The sequence below is a fragment of the Pararoseomonas baculiformis genome, assembly GCF_017813395.1.
Taxonomy (GTDB): Bacteria; Pseudomonadota; Alphaproteobacteria; order Acetobacterales; family Acetobacteraceae; genus Roseomonas; species Roseomonas baculiformis.
On the sequence record NZ_JAGIZB010000074.1, the window covers coordinates 1 to 4,236 of the forward strand.

The 4,236-nt window shown below is 71.5% G+C and carries 4 protein-coding genes; 2 read left to right on the forward strand and 2 right to left on the reverse strand.

The window, feature by feature from the left end:
- Positions 1–141: 141 nt before the first annotated feature.
- A complete protein-coding gene (locus tag J8J14_RS24400) occupies positions 142–1,137 on the reverse strand; it encodes an NADPH:quinone oxidoreductase family protein (RefSeq protein ID WP_209382137.1) in 996 nt (331 codons plus the stop codon).
- Positions 1,137–2,099, reverse strand: a complete 963-nt coding sequence (locus J8J14_RS24405) for a tripartite tricarboxylate transporter substrate binding protein (protein WP_209382139.1) — start codon at positions 2,097–2,099, stop codon at positions 1,137–1,139. Before J8J14_RS24405 ends, J8J14_RS24400 begins: the two co-directional genes overlap by 1 nt.
- Positions 2,100–2,169: 70 nt before the next feature.
- On the opposite strand from J8J14_RS24405, the gene J8J14_RS24410 reads away from it, so the two are divergent.
- Together J8J14_RS24410 and J8J14_RS24415 are read left to right on the forward strand one after the other, a co-directional pair.
- Positions 2,170–3,297: a CaiB/BaiF CoA transferase family protein gene (locus J8J14_RS24410; protein ID WP_209382140.1), complete on the forward strand. Its 1,128-nt coding sequence runs from the start codon at positions 2,170–2,172 to the stop codon at positions 3,295–3,297.
- 5 nt (positions 3,298–3,302) lie between these two features.
- On the forward strand, positions 3,303–4,091 hold the full coding sequence (locus J8J14_RS24415) for a trypsin-like serine peptidase (protein WP_209382141.1): 789 nt from the start codon (positions 3,303–3,305) through the stop codon (positions 4,089–4,091).
- Positions 4,092–4,236: the final 145 nt, after the last annotated feature.

A 4,236-nucleotide genomic window follows, 5' to 3' on the forward strand; every position in this document is an offset into this window, starting at 1 on the left:
TTAAGACGCGGGAGAGTCGGTCGGCGCCAGGCCACCAGACCAGATCTGTACACGACAAACACAAAACCCGCTCAGCCCTACAAAGGCCGAGCGGGTTTTCGCGTGAGAGGAAAGGACGCGCTGGGGAGGAAAGCTAACCTCTCAGGGCCGAAGCAACACACGCCCGGCCGAACGCCGTCCGCGCACCTCTTCCATGGCTTCCCGGAAGCTCTCCAGGGGGAAGCCGGCATGAATCTCGGGCCGTAGCAGACCGCCGGCCCACCATTCCGCCAGCTGCCTCCAAAGTGCCTGCACACGCGGCGCATGGGCCTGGCGCCCATCCCCGGGAGACCAGCCGACATAGCTGCCCCAGTTAAGACCGGCCACGCTGATGTTCTTCAGGAGAAGCAGGTTCGCAGCTACGCTCGGGATCTCGCCCGCGGCATAGCCGATGCTCACCAGCACCCCGCCATCCTGCAGGCACCGAAGCCCCTCATCAAAGGCTGCCCCGCCGAGAACATCCAGCACGCAGGCCACGCCAGCGCCCCCGGTCGCCGCACGCACGGCCTCCCGGAATGGCGCTCCGCTGTCGAGGACAAGCTCGGCACCGCGCTCTGCAGGCACATGCTGCTTGTCCCGCCCGCATCGGGCGATGACACGGGCACCAAGCGCACGGGCCACCTCGACCCCGGCCAGCCCCACCCCGCCCGCGGCGCCTTGAACGAGCACCCAGTCGCCCGGTCCTACCCGCCCCCGCCAGATGAGGGCAGAGGCGGCCGTGGGATAGGAGATCGGCATGGCCACCGCCGCCTCTGCCGGCACGCCCGCCGGCACGGGGTGGCAGTGGATGGCGTCCGCCACCGCCTCCTCCGCCATGCCCCCCCAGTCCAGGACGGCGAAGACCCTACTGCCCGCCGGGGGAGGTGTCGCAACGTCCGGCGCGACCTCAAGCACCGTGCCCACGACCTCCGTCCCTGGAATGAAGGGGAGGGGCGGGCGGCGCTGGTAGCGCCCCTCGACCACCAGATTGGCGGCGAAGCTCACTCCAACGGCCTCGACCCGCAGCCGGACGCTCCCCGGCCTGAGCCTTGGGGGCGGGACATCCTGCAACTCCAGCTGATCGAAGGGCCGCCAGGAGGCGCAGACCAGAGCGCGCATCAGTCGGCCGTGATCCTTGCTTCCTGCACCAGCCGTCCCCAGCGCTCATACTCGGAGCGGACGAAGCGGCCGAAGGCCTCCGGTGAATCCGCGACGGGCTCCGCGCCGAGCGTGTCGAGCCGCGCGCGCGTCTCGGGCTGTTCCAGGATGGCCGAGACGGCTCCCTGCAGCCGCGCGAGGATGGGTGCCGGCGTGCGCGCGGGCGCCCAGACTCCGTACCATGTCGCGATGGCGTAGCCGGGCACCCCCGCCTCGGCGACGGTGGGCAGATCGGGGAAGGCCGCCACCCGGCGCTTCGTTGAGACGGCGAGGGCACGCAGCTGCCCGCCCCGCACCAGCGCGGCGGAGGAGGGCATGGAGTCGAACATCATCTCCACCCTTCCGCCCACCACGTCCTGCAGTGCCGGGCCCGAGCCGCGATAGGGCACATGGGTCATCTCCGTACCGGTCATGCGCTTGAACAGCTCGCCCGCCAGATGGGGCGCCGCGGCCGTGCCGGAGGAGGCGAAGGACAGGCGCCCGGGATGGGCGCGCAGATGGGCGATCAGGTCCGGTACCGACCGCACGGGAAGGCCCGGCGAGACGACGAGGATCAGCGGCACGGAGGCAATGTTCGTCACCGGCGCGAAATCGGCCAGGGCGTCATAGGGCGCGGTGCGCGAGAGATGCGGCAGGATGGTGTGAATGGACGCGTTGACCAGGAAGGTCGTCCCGTCCGGCGCCGCCCGCGCCACCTCCGCCGCCCCAATCGCGCCCGACGCGCCCGGCCGGTTCTCGATCACGGCCGGCTGGCCAAGCTGCCCGGCCAGCTGCGCCGCCACCACGCGGGCAAGGATATCCGTCGGCCCACCCGGGGGATATGGCACGACAAGGCGAAGGGGGCGGGAGGGCCATGTCTCCTGTGCCGCTGCCTGCTGGGCCGCCATGGCCCCGGCCGCCGCCAGGACGGTTCTCCGATGCATTCCTGTTCCTCCCTCTGCCGCTTCCCGCGGCTTGGCGTCATCCTAGAGGCAAAGTTTCGGGGGGAGCGAGATGCTGGAGGAGAGGCCTTATGCCGGGCTGTTCGTGCTGGATGCCGGGCAGGGCGTGGCAGGTCCGTATTGCGGCATGCTGCTCGCCGCCTGCGGCGCCGATGTCGTGAAGCTGGAACCGCCCGAGGGCGACTGGTCACGCGGGCTGAGCACGCGGCAGGGCAGCCAGAGCGTGATGCATGCCGTGTTCAACCGCGGCAAGCGCTCGGTCATCCTGGACCTGCGCACACCCGAGGGGCGGGCGGCGTCTGCGCGTCTTGCTGCCAGGGCCGATGTGCTGATCGAGAGCTTCCGTCCCGGCGTGGCCGCACGGCTCGGCCTCGGCCCGGAAGCGACGGGGCCGAACGCGATCTGTCTCTCGATCTCCGGCTTCGGCCAGAGCGGCCCCTATGCCGAGCGCCCCTGCACGGACAGCGTGGCGCAGGCCTTCGGCGGGTTGATGTTCGCCAACCGCGACGAGGACGGCGCGCCGCGCAAGGTCGGCATCCTGGCCAGCGACATGGCAACCGGGCTGCATGGCTTCGCGGCGGTGCAGGCCGCCCTTGCGGGCCGGTGGCGCGATGCGGCGGAGGGCCGCCCCGCCCGCCGCCGCGTGCTGGATGTCTCCCTGATGGCCGGGACCGCGGCCATGCTGGGCTTTCCCATCGCCGAGGCAGGGTTGCTGGGCCGTCCGCCGGAAGCATTGAACATCCCGGCAGGCTGCTATGAATGCGCCGATGGCGGCTGGCTTGCCATCGCCCTGGTGCGCGAGGCCGAGTTCCGCGCGCTCTGTTCCGTTCTCGGGCTTGAGGACCTGCCCTCCGATCCGCGCTTCGCCGACTTCCCCTCGCGCGCGCGGCACCGGTCGGCGCTGCTGCCCGGGATACGCGCCGCCTTCCGGGCGCACAGCGTGGGGGATTGGCTGACTCGCTTCGCGGCGGCGCGCATCATGGCAGAGCGCGCCAACGGCCCGAATGACTGGCTTGCCGATCCTCATGTGCTCGCGGTGGACGGCGCCCCGGTCCGGGATCAGCCCGGCCTCGGCCCCATGCCCTTTCCACGCCTTCCTGGCCTGCCCGAACCGATCGGCCCCGCCCCCGCGCTGGGCGAGCACACGGCCGAGGTGATGGCCGGCTTCGCGGAGGCTTGAGGATCATGAGCCATGGCGCAGGGCGCAGCCTCACCCTGGGGCTGCTGCTCGGACTGGGCTGCGCCGTGCTCTCCGCACATCCATCGCGGAGCCAGGAACCGGTGATCCCCAGGGCCGAACTGCCGGGGATCGGGGCCGCGGATCCGCGTCGTCCCGTGGACGGGAACGTGGCGCCGTGGGCCGCGCTCGGCCGGGTGCAGACGGAGCTGGGCGGCCGCTGCACCGGAACACTGGTCGGGCCGCGCACCGTGCTCACCGCCGCGCACTGCCTTGTGGCTCCTCGCTCGGGGCGCCTCGTGCAGCCTGCCTCGGTACATTTTCTTCTGGGCTACCATCAGGGCGGCTGGCGCGCCCGGGCGCGTGCCGCCGCTTTCCTGGTCCCATCGGGCTTCGATGCGCCGAGCCGATCCCCGGCCGGGGCCGACTGGGCCCTGGTCACGCTGGAGGCACCCCTTCCCGCACCGGAGGTCAGCCTTCCCCTGGCCGAAGCCGCGTTCCCGCCGGGAACCCCCCTCCTGCTCGGCGGCTACCAGCAGGATCGGCCTGAATGGCTGATGGCCGACAAGGAATGCCGGGTGCTCGGCGCGGCGATGCGGGATGGGCAGCCGCTTCTCGTGCATGACTGCGCCGGAACCCGTGGCGCGAGCGGCGCGCCCCTTCTGGCTCGAATGCCCGAAGGCGGTTGGGGCGTCGCTGGCGTGGCCGTGGCGGTGGCGCGGGGCGCCGCGCTCGGCATCGCCGTGCCGGGGCCGGTGGTGTTGCGGGCCTGGCGTCAGGCGGCGCGCCGGGACTGACGCGCCGCGCCGGGCAGGGCGCCCTACTGTTCTCTGAAGGCTCTGTGGAAGCTGTCGAGGAGAGGTTGGATCATGTAGCGGAGGAAGGATCGTTCGCCGACCTGGATTTGTGCTTCGACGGGCATTCCTGGTCTGAGTTGGACGT